Annotated in this window: 17 protein-coding genes and 1 pseudogene; 12 read left to right on the top strand and 6 right to left on the bottom strand. The window is 71.4% G+C overall.

Annotated elements, in window-relative coordinates:
* Positions 1-27 precede the first annotated feature (27 nt).
* Both ACIQWX_RS41325 and ACIQWX_RS41330 read left to right on the top strand, forming a co-directional pair.
* On the top strand, positions 28-783 hold the full coding sequence (locus ACIQWX_RS41325; protein ID WP_400883456.1) for an MBL fold metallo-hydrolase: 756 nt from the start codon (positions 28-30) through the stop codon (positions 781-783).
* 299 nt (positions 784-1,082) lie between these two features.
* Positions 1,083-1,259, top strand: coding sequence for a hypothetical protein (locus ACIQWX_RS41330; RefSeq protein ID WP_400883458.1), 177 nt, complete (start codon positions 1,083-1,085; stop codon positions 1,257-1,259).
* Here ACIQWX_RS41330 and alc read toward each other — a convergent pair.
* A complete protein-coding gene (gene alc, locus ACIQWX_RS41335) occupies positions 1,256-2,278 on the bottom strand; it encodes an allantoicase (RefSeq protein ID WP_400883461.1) in 1,023 nt (340 codons plus the stop codon). The genes ACIQWX_RS41330 and alc overlap by 4 nt on opposite strands.
* Position 2,279: 1 nt before the next feature.
* Positions 2,280-3,608, bottom strand: coding sequence for an allantoinase AllB (gene allB, locus ACIQWX_RS41340; RefSeq protein WP_400883464.1), 1,329 nt, complete (start codon positions 3,606-3,608; stop codon positions 2,280-2,282).
* Positions 3,609-3,738: 130 nt separating this feature from the next.
* On the opposite strand from allB, the gene ACIQWX_RS41345 reads away from it, so the two are divergent.
* The 7 genes and pseudogenes from ACIQWX_RS41345 (at position 3,739) to ACIQWX_RS41375 (ending at position 8,392) form a co-directional block, all read left to right on the top strand.
* Entirely contained in the window at positions 3,739-4,218 is a 480-nt protein-coding gene (locus tag ACIQWX_RS41345) for a helix-turn-helix domain-containing protein (protein WP_400883467.1), read from the top strand.
* Between the two features lie 79 nt (positions 4,219-4,297).
* Positions 4,298-4,762 (top strand): 2-oxo-4-hydroxy-4-carboxy-5-ureidoimidazoline decarboxylase, encoded by a 465-nt coding sequence (gene uraD, locus ACIQWX_RS41350; protein ID WP_400883470.1) that lies wholly within the window; start codon positions 4,298-4,300, stop codon positions 4,760-4,762.
* A complete protein-coding gene (uraH, locus tag ACIQWX_RS41355; RefSeq protein WP_400883472.1) occupies positions 4,759-5,076 on the top strand; it encodes a hydroxyisourate hydrolase in 318 nt (105 codons plus the stop codon). Before uraD ends, uraH begins: the two co-directional genes overlap by 4 nt.
* Before the next feature lie 3 nt (positions 5,077-5,079).
* Positions 5,080-5,961: a factor-independent urate hydroxylase gene (gene pucL / locus ACIQWX_RS41360; RefSeq protein WP_400883475.1), complete on the top strand. Its 882-nt coding sequence runs from the start codon at positions 5,080-5,082 to the stop codon at positions 5,959-5,961.
* A gap of 191 nt (positions 5,962-6,152) precedes the next feature.
* Positions 6,153-6,713, top strand: a complete 561-nt coding sequence (locus tag ACIQWX_RS41365) for a TetR/AcrR family transcriptional regulator (protein ID WP_400884327.1) — start codon at positions 6,153-6,155, stop codon at positions 6,711-6,713.
* 205 nt (positions 6,714-6,918) lie between these two features.
* A pseudogene (locus ACIQWX_RS41370) lies at positions 6,919-7,335 on the top strand (glycoside hydrolase family 27 protein); the annotation flags it as partial.
* Between the two features lies 1 nt (position 7,336).
* The gene (locus tag ACIQWX_RS41375) at positions 7,337-8,392 is read left to right on the top strand and encodes a ricin-type beta-trefoil lectin domain protein (protein WP_400883478.1); all 1,056 of its coding nucleotides are present in this window, start codon (positions 7,337-7,339) and stop codon (positions 8,390-8,392) included.
* Here the strand turns inward: ACIQWX_RS41375 and pucD are convergent.
* Genes pucD through ACIQWX_RS41395 form a run of 4 tightly spaced genes read right to left on the bottom strand, consistent with a single transcriptional unit; the run spans position 8,385 to position 13,313 of the window.
* Complete coding sequence (gene pucD, locus ACIQWX_RS41380) at positions 8,385-10,643, bottom strand: xanthine dehydrogenase subunit D (protein ID WP_400883481.1); 2,259 nt, start codon at positions 10,641-10,643, stop codon at positions 8,385-8,387. The genes ACIQWX_RS41375 and pucD overlap by 8 nt on opposite strands.
* Positions 10,640-11,980: an 8-oxoguanine deaminase gene (locus ACIQWX_RS41385; RefSeq protein ID WP_400883484.1), complete on the bottom strand. Its 1,341-nt coding sequence runs from the start codon at positions 11,978-11,980 to the stop codon at positions 10,640-10,642. Before ACIQWX_RS41385 ends, pucD begins: the two co-directional genes overlap by 4 nt.
* The gene (locus ACIQWX_RS41390) at positions 11,977-12,450 is read right to left on the bottom strand and encodes a (2Fe-2S)-binding protein (protein WP_400883487.1); all 474 of its coding nucleotides are present in this window, start codon (positions 12,448-12,450) and stop codon (positions 11,977-11,979) included. Before ACIQWX_RS41390 ends, ACIQWX_RS41385 begins: the two co-directional genes overlap by 4 nt.
* On the bottom strand, positions 12,441-13,313 hold the full coding sequence (locus tag ACIQWX_RS41395; protein WP_400883490.1) for an FAD binding domain-containing protein: 873 nt from the start codon (positions 13,311-13,313) through the stop codon (positions 12,441-12,443). The genes ACIQWX_RS41390 and ACIQWX_RS41395 overlap by 10 nt, the downstream gene beginning before the upstream one ends.
* Positions 13,314-13,435: 122 nt before the next feature.
* On the opposite strand from ACIQWX_RS41395, the gene ACIQWX_RS41400 reads away from it, so the two are divergent.
* The 3 genes from ACIQWX_RS41400 to ACIQWX_RS41410 all read left to right on the top strand — a co-directional run bounded on the left by ACIQWX_RS41400 (position 13,436) and on the right by ACIQWX_RS41410 (position 16,395).
* Positions 13,436-14,758 carry a PucR family transcriptional regulator gene (locus ACIQWX_RS41400; RefSeq protein WP_400883493.1) on the top strand — a complete coding sequence of 441 codons (1,323 nt, stop codon included), beginning with the start codon at positions 13,436-13,438 and terminating at the stop codon, positions 14,756-14,758.
* 1 nt (position 14,759) lies between these two features.
* On the top strand, positions 14,760-15,248 hold the full coding sequence (locus ACIQWX_RS41405) for a MarR family winged helix-turn-helix transcriptional regulator (RefSeq protein WP_400883496.1): 489 nt from the start codon (positions 14,760-14,762) through the stop codon (positions 15,246-15,248).
* A 70-nt stretch (positions 15,249-15,318) separates the two neighbouring features.
* Entirely contained in the window at positions 15,319-16,395 is a 1,077-nt protein-coding gene (locus ACIQWX_RS41410; protein WP_400883499.1) for a DUF2786 domain-containing protein, read from the top strand.

Consider the following 16,395-nt stretch of genomic DNA (forward strand, 5'->3'; position numbering starts at 1 on the left):
CGCACGTTCCCACTGTTGGCCCCGGGTATGACCGAGAACCTGGGGATCACCCTGTCCGGCGGCCCGACCGCGCTCCTGGAGCTGGCCGGCGTGCGGCTGCTCACCGACCCGACCTTCGACGCGCCCGGCGACCACCCCGTCGGCGAGCGTGTGCTGGTCAAGACCGAGGACTCCGTGCTGACCGAAGAAGCAGTCGGTGTGGTGGACGCCGTCCTGCTGTCCCACGACCAGCACCCGGACAACCTGGACGACCGCGGCCGCGCGTACCTCGGGACGGTGCCGCTGACCCTCGTCACGCCCAGCGGAGCCGAACGGCTCGGCGGGACCGCGCAGGGGTTGAAACCATGGGAGGAGACGAATGTCGGACCACTGACGATCACGGCCGTCCCGGCACTGCACGGGCCGGAGGGCGCCGAGCAGTTCACCGGCGAGGTCACCGGCTTCGTCCTGACCGGCGAGGGCGTGCCGACGGTGTACGTGAGCGGGGACAACGCGTCGGTCGACCTCGTGCGCGAGATCGCCGCGCGGTTCCGCATCGACATCGCGGTCCTGTTCGCCGGCGCCGCCCGAACGGTCTTCTTCGACGGCGCGCCCCTGACGCTGACCAGCGCGAACGCGGTCGAGGCGGCAAAGGTGCTCGACGCGGCAAAGGTGGTACCGCTGCACTTCCGCGGCTGGCAGCACTTCACCGAAGGCCCGGACGTGCTGCGCAAGGAGTTCGAGACGGCCGGCCTGACCGACCGGCTGGTGCTCCTCGAGCCCGGCCAGCGCGCGGAGATCTGAGAACGGGCAAGAGCGGGGCGGGGCGGGGCGGGGCGGGGCGGGGCGGGGCGGGGCGGGGCGGGGCGGGGACGAGTGGCCACTCCGCGCCGGTCAGGCGCAAGCCCGGCAGACATCCCGCGCAAGCACGCGGAACCGGCGCAGGTCTGGCCTCACCTGAGGCGAGCGCCCGGCGCACACCCGCGTGACCAAGCACGCACCGCGGCCGCGGGTGGCAGCCCAACAGCAGACCGGCGCAAGCCCGGCCAACCACACGCGTGGGCGCGCGGCAACCCTGCGCGCGCCCGTGAGAGGCTGGGGGCATGGCCAAACCCACCCCGCTGCAGTTCCGGAACATCCTCGTCGCCGTGCTGGCGGCGGCGGGCTTCGTCTGGAGCGTCGTGGCCGGGCTTCAGTGGTGGGTCAGCGCCATCATCGGCTGCGCCTGCGTGCTCTCGCTGGCCTCCGCCTACCTCAACCGTCCCGGCGCGAACAACTAGCGCGTCTTCGCGTAACGGGCCTTCAAGTTCGTCCGGCCCGCCTCCGTGAGCCGGCCGAACAGGCGCAGCCTGGCCAGTCCGCCGTCCGGGTAGATGTCCAACCGGGCCTCCGTCACCTCCGGGCCGTCCTTCAAAGCGAAGCGGTGGCGGGTGTCCGGCTGCAGGCGGGTCTTCGGCAGCAGCTCGACCCACTCGCCGTACGTGTCGCGGCCGCTCACCGATGCCCAGCCCGGGGCGTTGCCCTTGAGGTTGCTCGTGTCCAATTCGGCGAACCGGACGATGCCGGCGCCTGCGAGGCGGAGCGTCACCCAATCATTCCCGTCGTCGCGGCGGCGGGCCGTCTCCCAGCCCTCGGCCTGGTGCGCCGCCAAGCCGGGCGAGAGCAGGTTGTTCGGCGATGAGTAGAACTTGTTGCTGCACCCCGTCACCACGGCACCGTTCTCCAACGCCCCCAAGTCGAGCGCGTCCAGATCGAGCAGGTCCGGGTCCGGGATCGGCATGCCGTGGACGCGCAGGCGGGCCACGCCGCCGTCCGGGTGCTGCGTCAACCGCACGTGCGTGTACCTGCGGGAACCGTTGACCGCGTAGAAGTTCTCCGTGTGGCCGGCCGCCGGGGCGTGGTCGACCAGGACGTCCCAGTCCGCCGTCCGCAGCTCCGCCGCCGACGGGTAGCCCGGCACCGACGCCGCCTCGACCGAGACGAACGGCGGGTAGTTGCCCTTGAAGAACGCCGTGTCGACGACGACGCCGGTGACCGTGCCCGCCAGGCCGAGCCGCAGGATCGCCTGGTCGTCGCCCGGTTCGCGGTGGCGGCGGGTCTCCCAGCCGTCGTACACCTGGCCCTTCGGGCCGAACGTCTCGGCGCGGTGCGCCGGCGTCCACGGGTTGACCAGGTTCTCCTTCTCGGCGAACAGCTCGTCGGTCGCCCACATCACCGTCCCGCCGAAGCGGCGCGACGCGAGGTCGGGCAGGTCCGTCCACTCGGGACGCTCAGGACGTTCGGACAAGGCAGCCTCCATTTCAGCAATCCCCCCGGTTCAGCAACGCGCCGCGCGGCTCGTCGCCGGTGATTTCGGTGCCCCGCAACCACGTCGAGCGCACGACGCCGGCGAGCGGACGCCGGTCGTAGGCGCTGACCGGGTTGCGGTGCTTCAGTTTCGCGACGTCGACGACGAACGCTTCGTCCGGCGCGAACACGCAGAAATCGGCGTCGTACCCGGTCGCCAGGTGACCCTTGCGGCGCATCCCGGCCTGCGCGGCGGGACGTTCGGCCATCCAGCGGACGACGTCGGTGAGCGCGAACCCGCGTTGCCGCGCCTGGGTCCAGATCGCCGGCAAGCCCAGCTGCAGGCTCGAAATCCCGCCCCAGGCGAGCCCGAAGTCGCCGCTGTCGAAGCGTTTCAGCTCCGGCGTGCACGGCGAATGGTCACTCACGATGGTGTCGATCACCCCGTCGGCGAGCCCCTGCCACAGCAGCTCGCGGTTGGCCGCCTCCCGGATCGGCGGGCAGCACTTGAACTGCGTCGCGCCGTCGCGGATCTCCTCGGCGATGAAGCTGAGGTAGTGCGGGCAGGTCTCGGCGGTCAGCGCCACGCCGTCGCGACGCGCCGAAGCGACCAATGGCAGCGCCTCAGCCGACGAGAGGTGCAGGATGTGCGCTCGCGCATCGTGGCGGCGGGCGGCCTCGATGACGTGCGTGATCGCGAGGTTCTCAGCCTCACGCGGCCGGGAGCGCAGGAAGTCGACATAGCGACCGCCGTGTGGCTCCGGCGCCGAATCGATCTCGTGTGCGTCCTCCGCGTGAACGATCATCAGTGCGTCGAAGGAACTCAGCTCGCGCAACGCTTCGTCGAGCCCCGCCGGGTCGAGCGGCGGGAACTCGTCGACGCCCGAGTGCAGCAGGAAGCACTTGAAGCCGAAGACGCCCGCTTCGTGCAGGGCGCGCAGGTCGCCAACGTTGCCGGGGATCGCGCCACCCCAGAAGCCGACGTCGACGTGCACCCGGCCGGTCGCCGCCTTGCGCTTGACCTCCAGGGCCGCGACGTCGACGGTCGGGGGCAGGCTGTTGAGCGGCATGTCCACGATCGTGGTCACACCACCCGCGGCCGCCGCGCGCGTCGCCGTCTCGAAGCCCTCCCACTCCGCGCGGCCGGGATCGTTGACGTGGACGTGCGTGTCGACGAGTCCGGGCAGCAGCACGACGTCGTCGCCGAGGTTCAGCTCTCGGTCGCCGGACAGGGCAGCCCCGCCGGGTTCGACCGCGACGATCCGGCCGCCGTCGACGCCGAAGGTCGCCGGAACCTCGCCCTCGGCCGTGACGGCTCGGGCCGCGCGCACCACAAGATCCATCCGAAAGCCCTTCTCCGGGAGGATTGACCACCGCCGATTTCACAGTACGGAAAGGCGGTTTCGCACAACGACAGTAACCACGGCGCGCGCCGCTCGTCAACGACGGACGCGGCGCGTTACGGTCATCCTCGTGCGGCTTGAAGCGGAGTTCACCAGCGAACCGTTCCGTGGCGAGGGTTCGCCACCCGAGCACGCGATCGCCGCGCGCGACGCCGCCGTGGAAGCGGGACTGGAGACGGACTTCGGGCCGCTCGGGACGCTGGCGCGAGGCGAAGCGAAGGAGCTGTACGACGCCCTCCCGGCGATCGCGCAGGCAGCCCTCGACGCGGGCGCTACGCAGGTGACGCTGCAGGTGCGCCAAGCCGAGCCGGGACGGACGGGAGCGAAACCCGTCGCGCTCAACGACGCCCTCGACCGGCTGATCGCCGACGTCGAACGCGAACTGGGCGCCAAGCTCGGCGAACTCGACCGCGCCGGCAAGCAACGCGCCGTCCGGCTGCTGCGGGAACGCGGGGCCTTCGGCCTGCGGAAATCGGTCTCCTCGGTGGCCGACGCGCTGGGCGTCACGCGGTTCACCGTCTACAACTACCTGAACCGAGAGGCCGACTGACCAGCGCATTCAACAAAATGTTGACGGAACTCCGGAGCCGACGTACGGTCAGCGGGACGCCACTCACGAGGAGTTCCCCGTGCCGCTCACCCTCACCGACTTCAACACCGCCGACGCCGATGACGTGCGGCCGGCGCTGACCGCTTGTCTCGCCGTCCCCCGCTGGGTGGACGCGATCGTCGAGCACCGCCCGTACGCGGACTTCGAGGCGCTGCGCCAAGCCGCCGACCTGCCGTTGACCACCGACGAGATCCGGCAGGCCATGGCCGCCCACCCGCGGATCGGCGAAAAGCCGGCGGACGGCTGGGCGCGCTCGGAACAGTCCGGTGTGGACAACGCCGACGCGTTCGCCGACGCGAATGCCCGGTACGAAGCCAAGTTCGGCCACGTCTACCTCGTCTGCGCCAGCGGCCGAAGCGGCGAAGAGCTGCTGAAGATCCTCAACTCCAGGCTGGACAACGATCCCGCGACCGAACTGGCCGTCGCCGGGCGGGAGCTGGTCAAGATCGCCGAACTCCGACTCGCGAAAGCGGTGACCGCGTGAGCCTCGTGACCACCCACGTCCTCGACACGGCGACCGGGCGCCCCGCAAGCGGGATCGCCGTCCGGTTCGAGACCGCCGAAGGGAAGCCGATCGCCGACGGGCGCACCGACGACGACGGCCGCATCCGCGACCTCGGCCCGGAGACGCTCGAGCCCGGCGTCTACCGCCTGGTCTTCGACACCGGCGCCTACCTGGGCCCGGACGCCTTCTTCCCGGAGGTGGCCCTCACCTTCCGGATCGCCGACGGCTCCGCGCACCACCACGTGCCGCTCCTGCTCAGCCCGTTCGCCTATTCGACCTACCGAGGGAGCTGAACCGTGGCCATCACACTGGGCCCCAACCAGTACGGCAAGGCGGAGGTCCGCCTGGTGACGGTGCGCCGCGACGGCCCCGTCCACCACCTGAAGGACCTCACCGTGTCGACGTCGCTGCGGGGCGAGCTCGCCGCGACGCACCTCACCGGCGACAACGCCGGCGTGCTCGCGACCGACACGCAGAAGAACACCGTGTACGCCTTCGCGAAGGAGGCACCGGTCGGCGAGATCGAGGACTTCGGCCTGCGCCTGGTGCGGCACTTCACCGGCACGCAGGGGAACATCACCGGCGCGCGCGTCAAGATCGACGAGCACGGCTGGGACCGGATCGCGGTCGGCGGCGAGCCGCACGACCACGCGTTCAGCCGCTCCGGCGACGAACGGCGCACCACGGCCGTGACGATCCGGGACGGTCGCGCATGGGTCGTGTCCGGCATCGACGGCTTGACGCTGCTGAAGTCCACGGGATCGGAGTTCCACGGCTTCCCGCGCGACCAGTACACGACGCTCGCCGAGACCGACGACCGGATTCTGGCCACCGCTGTCACGGCGAAGTGGCGTTACCAGGGCGAGGACGTCGACTGGGCCGAGAGCCACCGCGAAATCCGGCGGCTGATGCTGGAGACGTTCGCGACGAAGCACAGCCTTTCGCTGCAGCAGACGCTGTACGCGATGGGCGCCGCCGTGCTGGAGGGGCGCGAGGAGGTCGCCGAGGTGCGGCTGTCGCTGCCGAACAAGCACCACTTCCTGGTGGACCTGAGCCCGTTCGGGTTGAAGAACGACAACGAGGTGTTCTACGCGGCGGACCGGCCGTACGGGCTGATCGAGGGGACGATCCTGCGCGACGACGCGGAGGACCCGGGCCCGGCCTGGGAAATCCACTAACGCAGCCCCCGCCCTCTCCGGGGGACCGGCCCCGCATCCAGTGTATCGGGGGTGGCCGACAGAACCCGCCGAAAGCCGACAATGGGGCCGGCTTGTCCACATTGCCGCCGGGCTGTGGACAAGCCGGACTCGGTAGAACGCTCTAACGTCCGCGTATCCTGGATCCCGTGGCAGGGACCAAAGAACGCATCATGGCCGCCGGTGCCGAACTCTTCCGGCGCAACGGCTACAGCGGTACCGGGCTCAAGCAGATCGTCTCCGAAGCGAACGCTCCCTTCGGGTCGCTCTACCACTTCTTCCCCGGCGGCAAGGAGCAGCTCGGGGCGGAAGTCATCCGGACCTCCGGACTCGCCTACATCCAGCTCTTCGACCTCTTCATCGCGCCCGCGCCCGATCTGGTCAGCGGGATCGAGACCTTCTTCGCCGCCGGGATCGCCACCCTCGAAGCCACCGACTACGTCGAAGGCTGCCCGATCGCGACCGTTGCCCTCGAGGTCGCCTCCACCAACGAACCGCTGCGGCAGGCCACCGCCGACGTCTTCACCGCCTGGATCGACGCCGGGACCGAGAAGCTCCAAAGGTTCGGGCTCAGCCGTGAAGACGCACGGACACTCACCATCACCGCCGTCAACAACCTCGAAGGCGCCTTCGTCCTCTGTCGCTCTCTGCGGGACACCGAGGCCATGGCCGTCGCCGGGGCTGCCACCGTGGATGTCGCCCGGCGACTGCAGCAAGAAAGCACACAACTTTAGTCGGGAATCCAACACGAATACTCAAAATGGCGCTTGACCGCGCAGGATCCGACACCGATGCTGCCTGCAGTGGTCCAGACAATGCCGTCCGGTTGGAGCCGCCATGCGCCGAGTCTTCGCCGTCCTTACCACCGCCATCGCGGCCGCCGCCCTGGTCAGCCCGCCCGCCGATGCCCTCGAGAACGGGCTGGCGAGAACTCCACCCATGGGGTGGAACACCTGGAACACCTTCGAGTGCAACATCAACGAGACGCTCGTCAAGCAGACCACCGACCTCATGGTCAGCTCCGGGATGCGCGACCGCGGCTACACCTACGTCAACCTCGACGACTGCTGGATGACCAAGACGCGCGACGGCAACGGCAACCTCGTCGCCGACTCCGCCAAGTTCCCCAGCGGCCTCAAGGCCCTCGGCGACTACATCCACGCCCGCGGCATGAAGTTCGGCATCTACGAGAGCGCCGGCACCGAAACCTGCCAGCACTACCCCGGCAGCCTCGGCCACGAGCAGGCCGACGCGAACCTCTTCGCGAGCTGGGGCGTCGACTACCTCAAGTACGACAACTGCGGCAGCCCCGCCGGCGAAAACCAGCAGGACTACGTCCGCCGCTACTCCGCCATGCGTGACGCGCTCAAGGCCACCGGCCGCCCGATCGCCTACAGCATCTGCGAATGGGGGCAACTTCAGCCCGTCGACCTGGGCGCCGGACGTCGGCAACCTGTGGCGCACCACCGGGGACATCACCAACAACTGGGGCAGCATCGACTCGATCTACCGCCAGAACGTCGGACTCGCGTCCGCCGCGAAACCCGGCGCCTGGAACGACCCCGACATGCTCGAAGTCGGCGACGGCATGGACTTCCAGGAAGACCGCGCCCACTTCACGCTCTGGGCCGCGATGGCCGCGCCGCTGATCGCCGGCGCCGACCTGCGCAGCGCGAGCGTCGCCACCTTCTCCACCTACCTCAACGCCGATGTCATCGCGATCGACCAGGACCCGCTCGGCAAGCAGGCGACGCGCATCGCCACGGGGAACGGCCTGGACGTCCTCAAGAAACCCCTCCAGAACGGCGACGTCGCCGTCGTGCTGTTCAACGAAAACGGCACCACGAAGACCGTCTCGACCACGACCGCCGCCGCCGGGCTGCCCAGCGCGTCGAGCTACCGGCTGACCAACCTCTGGTCCAAGGAGCAGACCACCAGCACCGGGACGATCAGCGCGAACGTCCCGTCGCACGGCACCGTCGTCTACCGCGTCAAGGCGAACGCGAGCGGCAGCAGCACCGCGCAACCCCTGCAGGGCGCGTCGTCGTCCCGCTGCATCGACATCAACGGCAACGTCACCACGCCCGGCACCAAGGTCGACATCTGGGACTGCGACGGCGGCCCCAACCAGTCCTGGACGTTCACCGGCGCCGGCGAGCTGAAGGCCAACGGCCTCTGCCTCGACGCCGAGGAAGGCGGCACCACGGCCGGGACCAAGCTGATCGTCTGGACCTGCCACGGCGGCGCGAACCAGAAGTTCAAGCTCAACCCCGACGGCTCGATCACCGGCACCCAGACCGGTCTGTGCGTCGACGTCACCGGCGGCGACAAGCCCGCCGGCAACGTCAACGGCACTCAGCTCGAGCTCTGGGGCTGCAACGACGACGCCAACCAGAACTGGCAGCTCAAGTAGCGGTCAGGTGCTCCGGCCGCACCGGGACGCGCGTGAGCGCAAGCCCGGTCGCGGCCCGGATCGCGGCCACGATCGCCGGGGTCGACGAGATCGTCGGCGGCTCGCCGACCCCGCGCAGGCCGTACGGCGCGTGCGGGTCCGGGCGCTCCAGGACGTCGATGCTCATCGGCGGCATGTCCAGGACCGTCGGGATCAGGTAGTCGGTGAAGGAGGGGTTCCGGATCTTCCCGCCGGAGGTCTGGATCTCCTCCATCACCGCGAGCCCGAGCCCCTGCGCCGAACCACCCTGGATCTGGCCCAGCACGGCCTGGGGGTTCAGCGCCTTGCCGACGTCCTGCGCGCAGTCCAGCGCGACGACCTTCACCAGGCCCAGTTCGGTGTCGACGTCGACGACCGCCCGGTGCGCGGCGAACGCGTACTGCACGTGGGCGGTCCCCTGCCCGGTTTCCGGGTCCAGCGAAGAAGTCGGCCGGTGCCGCCACTCCACCGTTTCGTCGTAGACGTCGTCGCCGAGGACGTCCACCAGGTCCGCGACCACCTGGCCGTCGGCCGCGACGAGCTTGCCGCCCACCACCCGCACCCGCTGGTCGAACCGGGACAGCAGCCGCGCCCGCACCGCCGCGCAGGCGGCCTGGACCGCGCCGCCGGTGACGTAGGTCTGGCGCGACGCCGACGTCGAGCCGCCGTTGCCGATCGAGGTGTCCATCGGCAGGACCGTCACCTGGTCGACGCCCAGCTCGGTCCGCACGATCTGCTGCATGATCGTCACCAGGCCCTGGCCGACTTCGCAGGCCGCGGTGTGCACGGTCGCGGCCGGTTCACCGCCGACCAGCTGCAAGCGCACCCGGGCCGTCGAGTAGTCGTCGAAGCCCTCGGAGAAGCAGACGTTCTTGATCCCGACGGCGTACCCGACGCCGCGGACGACGCCTTCGCCGTGCGTCGTGTTCGAGACGCCGCCCGGCATGTGCCGCAGGTCGAACGGCCGATCCGGCGGCATCGGCATGTGCCGCACCCGGGACAGCAGCTCCGCGACCGGCGCTTCCGCGTCGACGACCTGGCCGGTCGGCATCAGGTCACCTTCGCTCATGGCGTTGCGGACGCGGATCTCGACCGGGTCCAGCCCGCACGCGGAAGCGAGCTTGTCCATCTGCGACTCGTACCCGAACGCCGCCTGCACCGCGCCGAACCCGCGCATCGCGCCGCACGGCGGGTTGTTCGTGTACGCGCCCCAGCAGTCCACCGACACACTGTCCACTTTGTACGGTCCGACGCCGAGGGTCGCCGCGTTCGCGACCACCGCGCCGGTCGAGGACGCGTACGCGCCGCCGTCCAAGAACAACCGCGTGCGCACGTAGACGAGCCGGCCGTCGGCCGTGGCGCCGTGCTCGTAGTACATCTTCGCGGGGTGGCGGTGGACGTGACCGTAGAAGGACTCTTCGCGGTTGTAGACCATCTTCACCGGCTTGCCGGTGTGCAACGCGAGGAGACACGCGTGGACCTGCATCGACAGGTCCTCACGCCCGCCGAACGCGCCGCCGACGCCACCGAGCGTCAGCCGCACCTTCTCCACCGGCAGGCCCAGGGCGGCGACGATCTGCTGCTGGTCGACGTGCAGCCACTGCGTCGCGACGTACAGGTCGACGCCGCCTTCGGTGTCCGGCACCGCGAGCCCGGACTCGGGGCCGAGGAACGCCTGGTCCTGCATGCCGACCTCGTAGACACCCGAGACGACGACGTCGGCGGCGAGATCCTGCGGACCGCGGCGGATCTTCACGTGCCGCACGACGTTGCCGCCGTCGTGCAGCGACGGCCCTTCGCCCGCGACGGCCGCTTCGGAATCCGTCACCGGCTCCAATTCCTCGTAGGAGACGACGATCCGCTTCATCGCCCGGCGCGCGGTCTCCGGGTGGTCGGCGGCGACCAGCGCGACCGGTTCGCCCTGGTAGCGGACGACGTCGGAGGCGAGCACCGGCTGGTCGGCGTGCTCGAGGCCGTAGCGGTTCACGCCCGGGACGTCCTCGTGCGTCAGCACCGCGTACACGCCCGGCACGGCCAGGGCTTCGGTGATGTCGATGCCGGTGATCCGCGCGTACGGGTGCGGGCTGCGCAGCGTCACGCCCCACACCATGTCCTCGTGCCACAGGTCCGAGGAGTAGGCGAACTCGCCGCGCACCTTCACCGTGCCGTCGGGTCGGCGCGGGGACGCACCGACGCCGTTCGCGGTCTGCGTGGCGACCGAAGTGGTGGTCATCTGCCCTCCCTCAACCGGGCGCTCGCGGCCGCCAGCTCGCGGGCGATTTCGGACTCGTCGGCCTCGCGCAGGGTGCCGTCCTCGACGACGGCCTTGCCGCCGACGAACAGCCGGCGCAGCGGCGGCGTCGTGCCCAGCACCAGCGCCGCGACCGGGTCGGCGATGCCGGCGTAGTTCAGGCCGGTCAGGTCCCAGACGGCGAGGTCGGCGAGCTTCCCGGGTTCGATCGAGCCCAGGTCGTCCGCGCGGCCCAGGCAGCGGGCGCCGCCCATCGTGCCCATCCACAGCGCTTCCCGCGTGGTCAGGCCGCGCGGGCCGCCGCGCTGGCGGGCCTGCAGGAGCGCCTGGTGCAGTTCCTCGCCGAGGCCGCCGGACTCGTTGGACGCGGCCCCGTCGGCGCCGAGCCCGACCGGGACGCCGGCGTCGAGCAGGTCGCGGACCGGGGCGATGCCGGCGCCGATCCGGCCGTTGGACGTCGGGCAGTGCGCCGACCCGGTGCCGGTCGCGCCGAAGCGGCGGATCGCCTCGGGCGCGAGGTGGATGGTGTGCGCGAGCCAGACGTCGTCGGCGAGCCAGCCGAGCTTGTCGGCGTACTCGGCGGGCGTGCAGCCCACTTCGGCGAGGCACTGCTTCTCCTCGTCGAGGGTCTCGGCGAGGTGCGTGTGCAGGCGGACGCCCTTGCGGCGGGCCAGCTCGGCCGCGCCGGACATCAGCCGTTCGGTGACCGAGAACGGCGAGCACGGGCCCGCGGCGATCTGCAGGTGCGCGCCGGCGGAGTCGTCGTGGAAGCGGTCGATCGCCGCTTCGGTGCCGGTCAGCGCGTCCTCGGTCGACTCGACGAGGTTGTCCGGCGGCAGGCCGCCGTCGGACTCGCCGCGGTCCATCGACCCGCGCACGACGTGCAGCCGGACGCCGATCCGCTGCCGGGCCGCGGCCAGCGCCGCGACCTGGTCGCCGCCGTCGCGCGGGAAGACGTAGTGGTGGTCGGCGACGGTCGTGCAGCCGGTCAGCGCGAGCCGCGCCATCCCGGCCGTGCCCGCGGCGTGCGTGATCTCGTCGTCGAGGCGCTTCCAGACCGGGTAGAGCGCGACGAGCCATTCGAAGAGCGTGTGGTCGGCGGCCAGCCCGCGGGTCGCCCACTGGTAGAGGTGGTGGTGGGTGTTGATCAGGCCCGGCGTGACCAGGCAGCCTTCGGCGTCGACGCGCTCGTCGAATTCGCCCGTGTAGACGCCTTCGCCGACTTCGGCGATCCGGTCGTTCTCGACCACGACGTGGCCGCTCGCGTACTCCTCGCCGGTGACCGTGGCGATCGCCGCGTTCGCGATGAGCGTCCTCATGCGACACCTCCTTTCGCGACGGCGACGGCGCGCACGGCGTCGAGGATCTTCTCGTAGCCGGTGCAGCGGCAGAGGTTGCCGGCCAGCGCCTCGCGGATCTCCTCGTCGGACGGATCGGGGACGCGGTTCAGCAGGTCGTGCGCGGCGACGACCAGGCCGGGCGTGCAGAAGCCGCACTGCACCGCACCGGCGTCCACAAAGGACTGCTGGACCGGGTCGAGGGTGTCGCCGTCGGCCAGTCCCTCGACCGTGCGGACCACGCGGCCCTCGGCCTGCCCGGCCGCGACCAGGCAGGCGCAGACCGGGACCTCGTCGAGGTAGACCGTGCAGGAGCCGCATTCGCCCTGCTCACAGGCGTTCTTCGAGCCCGGCAGGCCGAGCCGCTCGCGCAGGACGTAGAGCAGGCTTTCCCCCTCCCAGACGTCGTCCGCCTCGCGTTTCTCGCCGTTGATCGTGACATTCAGGCGCATGCGCGCTCCCCCGTCCGGTGTTCGTCCCAGGCCCAAGTCAACGTACGCCGCGCTAGTACCCCCAACGCGTGCTTCCGATACGCGGCGCTGCCCCGGACGTCGTCGATCGGCGCGGCGGCTTCTCCGACCAGGTCGCCGAAGCGGCGTTTCAGCGAGTCCGGCAGCGGTTCGGGCGACGTCCAGGGCAGCTCGGCGGCCAGGAACTCCTCGGCTTCGCGGGCGCGGCGGGGCGTCGGCGCCGCGGACCCGATCGCCGCGCCGACCTGCCCGTCGCGCAGGGCCAGGGCGAACGAGCACACCGCGATGACCATCGCGTTGCGCGTCCCGACCTTGGCGAACTGCTGCGGCCCGGCGTGCGCGGGCAGGTGGACGGCGGTGATCAGCTCGTCCGGCTCGAGCGCGTGGCGTTTCACGCCGACGTAGAACTCCTCCGCGCGGAGGACCCGGCTCCCGCGGACGGAGGCGACCTCGATCCGCGCGTCCAGGGCTAGCAGCACCGGGTGGGTGTCGCCGGCGGGGGACGCGGCGCCGAGGTTGCCGCCGACCGTGCCGCGGTTGCGGATCTGCGGCGAGCCGACGGTGCGCGACGCCATGGCCAGCGCCGGGACGGATTCACCTAGTTCAGCGATGACGCGGGTGTACGGAACGCCGGCGCCGAGCCGGACCGTGCCGTCCGAGTGATCCACAGTGGACCAGTCCGTCAGCTCGCCGACCCGGGTCAGGTCGAGCAGGGCCTCGGGGCGCCGGTGGTCGAAGTTCAGCTCGACCATGACGTCGGTGCCGCCGGCGATCGGCACGGCGTCCGGCCGCTCGGCCTTCAAGGCCAGGGCCTCGGCGAGCGTCGTGGGACGCAGGAACTCCACTCCATCTCCTTCGTGAAGGGCGATAGACCAGTAGACGCCGAACGGGGTCCGGGCGGCAACGGCACGGCGCATGAAACGCACAGGAGCGAAACCCGCTGCGGTTGTGCTTTCCTACAAGCCTGATGACGACCGTGAAAACTCTGCTGGGCCTCCCGGGCCTGCGGCTGCGCCCGCGAGCCGGGGCCGAGCTGCTCGACCGGCCGGTGACGCGCATCTACGTCACGGAGCTGCCCGACCCCGGGCGGTACCTTTCGGCCGGTGAGCTGGTGCTTTCCGGCTTGCTGTGGTGGCGGCGCCCGGGTGACGCCGAGCCGTTCGTGGCCGCGCTGGCACGCTCCGGGGCGGCGGCGCTGGCGGCGTCCGGCGCCGACTCCGGCGGCATCCCCGGCGACGTCGTCGAGGCGTGCGAGCGGCACCGGATCCCGCTGCTGGAGGTGCCCGCCGACCTGTCGTTTTCGGTGATCACCGAGCAGGTGGTGCTGGCGCTGGCCGCCGCGTCGGAGAGCGCGCGCAAACGTTTGCAGGCCGCCGCGGACGCGCCCGTCGAGACGCTGCTGGAGCGCGCGTCCGCGGAGTTCGGCCTGCCCTGCTGGGTGCTGTCGGGGCTCGGCCGGGTCGTCGCGGGGACGTCCCCGCTGCCGGTGCCGGCGCCCGACGTCGTGCGGCGGCACGCGGCGAAGGAAGCCGGGTCGCTGACGGTGGTGCCGGTCGAGGGGCGGCACGCCGTGCCGTGGCTGGTCGCGGTCGGCGGCCCGCTGAGCACCGCGCAGGCGGAGCTGGCCGACGAGCTGGCCGGGCTCGTGGGCGTCACGCGGGCGCGGGCGGTCCCGCCCGACGCCGACGTTCCCGACGAGGCGCACGTCGTCGCGTTGCGGACCGAAGGCAGCGACGAAAGCCGAGACGTCCTGCGCGAGCTGCTGCCGGACGGGTTGCTGCTGGAGTCCACAGGGGACACTTCGTTCGCGGCGGTCCGGCGGTGGCCGGGCTCGGCGGAGCTGTCCACTGTGGAGTCACTGCTGCGCGCGTCCCGGATCCTTTGCGGAGTGGGCGATTCCGCGCCACGGGCCGAGGCTCTCGCGACGGCGCGGTTCGCGTTGGACGTGGCAGCCGAGCGGACGGGAAGCGTCGTGGTCGTCCAGGCCGGCGAGGTCGACGCGCACCGGCTGCTGCTGGCCGGGACGCCCGCCGGGCTGCGCGCGGCGTTGCGGCGCCGGGTGCTCGGGCCGCTGCTGGCGTACGACGCCGAGCAGCACACGGACCTGGTGCGCACGGTGCGGGTGTTCCTGGAGTGCTCGGGCTCGCCGACGCGGGCGGCGAAGGCACTGCACGTCCACGTCAACACGCTGCGGTACCGCATCGGCCGGGCGGGCGAGCTGCTCGGGGCGGACCTGACGGAGTTCACCGACCAGCTCGACGTCTACCTCGCGTTGCGCATGGAGGAATGAAGTGTCCTCGGAGATCACGACGGCCCGGCAGGCCGGGTACGACCCGCGGGTGCTCGCGTTCGGGCGGCTGCAGGGCGCGGCGAACCGCCTCGAGTACCTGCTCGGGCGCGCGCTGGAGCGCGAATGCGGGATCACGCACCTGATGTACGAGGTGCTGCTGATCGTCGGCCGCACGGGTCCGGACGGGCTGACGATGCGCTCGATCGCCCAGGAGCAGGTCCTGACGACCGGCGGCGCCACCCGGCTGGTGGACCGGATGTCGGCGCTGGGCTTGGTGACGCGGACGGTTTCCCCTGACGACGGGCGGGTCCAGCTGGTGCGGTTGACCGCGCTCGGCGAGGAGACGACGGTGCGGGCCAGCCGGGTGCACGTCGAGAACATCGAGCAGTTGTTCTTCAAGCCCTTGCCGCCGGAGGATCGGGAGCGGTTCGCGGAGGACTTGCGGATCTTGAGCCACTTCGCGCGCGACGCCCTGCCGCGGCTGCGTTAGGGGGCTGCGGCACACTCGCCCGGTGGGCAAGCAGAAGCGACGCGGTCCGGCCTCCGAAACCCCGAGGCCCGTGACCGCCGAAGAATTCCGGGACGCTCTGCTGACCGCCGCCTCCGCGACCGCGCGGGGAATCCGCGGCGCGGCACGTGCGGACCGGCTGGTGCCCGGCCTCGAGCTGCCGGCCGAGGCGGCCGAAGGCGCGCGGCTGGCCGGGCAGCAGGTGATCTCGCGGGTCCGGCGAAGCGGCTGGCTGCCCGAGGACGTCGACCAGGCGGCCCGGCGGCGGGTCGACGAGTTCGCCCGGTCCTTCGCGCTCGACACCCTCGCCGCGCACGACCAGGGTGGTGTCCGCTGGTGGACGGAGTCCGAGCCGCACCTGACGCAGTGGGCGGCGAAGCACATCCTGACCCCGGCCGAGGCGCTGACCTCCGTCATCGAGGCTCTCGGCTTCCTGATGACCCTGCCCGTCCTGGCCGCACCGGGAACCGCGACGCCGCAGCGCCACACGGTGGACGAGAAGAAGCTGAGCCGCGTCCGCGCGCTGCTGGCGAAAGCCGAATCGAGCTCGTTCCCGGAGGAGGCCGAGGCCCTTTCGGCGAAGGCGCAGGAGCTCATGACGCGGCACGCCCTCGACCGGGTGCTGGTCGAAGCCGGGCCCGAGCTGCCCGGGTCCCGCCGGATCTGGCTCGACACCCCGTACGTCGACGCGAAGTCGCTGCTGGTCCACGTGGTCGCGAAGGCGAACCGCTGCCGGGCCGTCTTCGACTCGCGCTGGGACTTCGTGACCGTGGTCGGCGACGAGGACGACCTGGCCGCCGTCGCGCTGCTGACCACGTCCCTGCTGGTCCAGGCGACGCGGGCGATGATCGCCGACCCGGCCGGCCGGGACCGGGCGTTCCGGAAGTCGTTCCTGGTCTCCTACGCGACCCGCGTCGGCGAGCGGCTCGACCAGGCCGCCGAAGCGGCGATCGCGGAGTCGCCGGACCCCGACCGGCTGCTGCCGGTACTGGCTTCGCACGACCTGGCGGTCGAGTCGGCGTTCACCGCGCTCTTCCCCCAGGTGGTCAGCAAATCGGTGACCGTGCGCAGCCCCGAAGGCTGGGACGCGGGCCGCGACGCCGCCGACCGCGCCCGGCTCGGTGACTGA

The organism is Amycolatopsis sp. NPDC098790 (genome assembly GCF_044759945.1).
GTDB lineage: Bacteria > Actinomycetota > Actinomycetes > Mycobacteriales > Pseudonocardiaceae > Amycolatopsis.